This window comes from Stieleria sp. (genome assembly GCF_041595215.1).
Taxonomy (GTDB): Bacteria; Planctomycetota; Planctomycetia; order Pirellulales; family Pirellulaceae; genus Stieleria; species Stieleria magnilauensis.
This window is the reverse complement of sequence record NZ_JBFHKV010001119.1, coordinates 1-2,702: the sequence shown is the minus strand read 5'-3', so window position 1 is coordinate 2,702 and position 2,702 is coordinate 1. Positions and strand designations below refer to the sequence as shown.

General features: G+C 63.4%; 2 protein-coding genes. Both read right to left on the bottom strand.

The window, feature by feature from the left end; all coding sequences use genetic code 11:
- Positions 1-920 (bottom strand): Hsp70 family protein (locus ABX749_RS28700; protein WP_372899055.1); only part of this gene is annotated, 920 nt, incomplete at its 3' end.
- 27 nt (positions 921-947) lie between these two features.
- A partial coding sequence (locus ABX749_RS28695; protein WP_372899054.1) for an Hsp70 family protein occupies positions 948-2,702 on the bottom strand: 1,755 nt, incomplete at its 5' end.

Below are 2,702 nucleotides of genomic sequence, written 5' to 3'. Positions count from 1 at the left end.
TGGACCATGCGGTCCCACTGGCTGGCCGACGGAGGTGTGCCGCCTGAGGTCTCGTTGAGCTTTGCCTCGGCCAACTTGGCGACCGCCAAATCCATGTTGTCACCGCCGAGGATCAGGTGGCGACCGACGGCGACGCGGTGGAACTGAACTTGATCGTTGGACTGGCCGGCCGGCCGCACGCGAATCAGGGTCAAGTCGGTCGTGCCGCCGCCGATGTCACAGACCAAGATCAACTGACCGGGCCGAACCAGATCTTGCCAATCGCTGCGATGGCCGTCGATCCAGGCATAGAACGCGGCCTGGGGTTCTTCGATCAGATAAACCCGTTTCAGCCCCGCCTGCTTGGCGGCTTTGATCGTCAATTCGCGCGCGACTTCGTCAAACGACGCCGGCAACGTGATCACCACGTCTTGTTCGTGCAGGGGATGTTCGGCGAAGGCATCGTCCCAGGCTCCGCGCAGGTGACGAAGGTACTCGCTCGACGCGGCGACCGGTGACATCCGTGGCACGTCGGCATCCCCGTGCCAGGGCAGGAAGTCGGCGGTGCGATCGACCCCGTCGTGGGACAGCCAACTCTTGGCGGAATTGATGCGTCGACCCGGATGTCGCGCGCCCGCATCTCGGGCGAACACGCCGACACAGGACGTCGGTTTGGAGGAAGCGTCTTGCCAGGGAAGCGCGCCGGCTTGTCCGCCCGCTTCGCTGGCCGTCAGCTCGTAATGAAACGAAGGCAGGGTCTCGCGTTTTTCGAGTTGACCGAGATCGACCCACTGCGGGATTCGAAACGTTTCGACCTGCCAATCCGGCCGGGACGTGTCGACGTAGCACATCGCGCAGTTCGTCGTGCCCAGGTCGATTCCGACGACAAATCGTGGTGGTGTTGCGGTGGGGTCCGTTGACGTGTCGTTATGCTCAGACAAAACCTGCTTCCATCTCGTGGTAGACCGTTATCGTTTCTCGCGAACGTTGAACTCCATTTTCCACTGTTCGTCGGTGCGCGTCGAATGGCACCACAGTTCAAACATTCCCAGTTCGGTGACGCGGCTGACAAACCGCACGGGGACGAACGGTTCGCCGCCGCCAGATTCGCTGCCAGCTTCGCCGGCGGAGTCGCGCGAGAGTGTCAATTCGATCGGTTCGCTTTCGACCAGTTCCTCCGGTGCCCAGCGATCCAATTGGGTTCCGACGGCGTCGTCGCCGCGTTTGGAGGAGGCGAAGAAACGGAACCGTGCGGGCGCTCCAACGACCAGACCGATTTCATTGCCGGGCACTTCGGCTTCGGTGCCTTCTTCCATTCCCTGTGGAGCGACGCAGAGTGCCCGTAAAGGACGCGGTGCGCCGGGGATCGCCAGGCCGGCCGTCTCGATCCCGATGTAATAAGAACGCGCCGTGCCGCCGCGAATTCGGATGCCGCCGACCTGTTTGGACCAGCCGTAGTAGGCGGCACCGAGGGCGACCGCACAGTCGAGGTCTTGCTGTTGGCCAAGCACCGTCGGCGCGGTGTCGCACCAGCTGTTGATGACGTCGCGCATTCGCGTGCGTAGCGTTTCGCTGCGGAACACGCCGCCGTTGAACAGCAGGTGGGTCAGTCCCGTGGCGCCGCCGGATTTGCCATCCTCGTTGGACGCGGGAAACGCTTCGGCGTGGTCGGCCAGGAAGGCGCTGACTTGTTTGGTGATCGCCGGATCCGCTTCGTAGGGCAGCCCGATGTCTTGGAAACCCGACGCCGTGCGGCGCTCGGGACGTTCTTGGGCGGTGCACTGGGGGAAAAAACCGTCGACGATCAAACCCTGGGTCTCGGCCGCGGTCAGTGCGGTCGAGATCGTGCCGCCGATCAACGAACTGCCTCGACCGAGCACGGAGATCGTGTGTTCCTCGGGACCCTCGGCGGCGAGCAATTTTTCTTTCGCATCGCGACAGGCGTGCCACAGCGAAACGCTTTGCCAGGGATCAAGATCGTGGCCCTGTTCTTGCAGCCGCGTGGCGACGTGGTGGGCCAAGGCCAGATCCATGTTGTCGCCGCCGAGTAGCAGGTGGTTGCCGACGGCGAGTCGTTGCAGATTCAGCTCGCCACCGTTTTCTTCGACCGTGACCAGAGTCAGGTCGGTCGTCCCGCCGCCGACGTCGACGACCAAGAGCACGTCACCGGCACCGAGTTGCTCTCGCCAATGGTCGGCATTGGAACCCAGCCAGTGATACACCGCCGCTTGCGGTTCTTCCAGCAAGACGAAGTGATCCGGCAAACCGGCTTCGATCGCGGCTTGGCGGGTCAGCTCACGGGCGGCCGGATCGAACGATGCGGGCACGGTCAGCACGACTTGCTGGTCCGCTAGGGGCGCTTCGGGATGGGCGGCGTGCCAGGCGGCAACCAGGTGGGCGAGGAATCGCTGGGTGCAATCAAAGGCCGACACCTTGGTCACTTCCGGCGGGGATTGCCACGGCAGGACTGCTTCGGTGCGTCCGACGTTTCCGTGACACAACCAGCTCTTGGCGGCCACGACGACGCGTTGTGGGTTTTCAGCCGATTGTTGTCGCGCGTAGACGCCCGCGATGCCGCGACCCGGATCGCCCACCAGCGGCGTCTTCAAGGATTCGATTTCGCCCTCGCGGGGCAAATACAGAAACGATGGCAGCGACGGCCGCGATTCAATCTGACCCGGCGCGATGACTTGGGGAATCGGAAGCAGTTCCAGTTTCGGCTC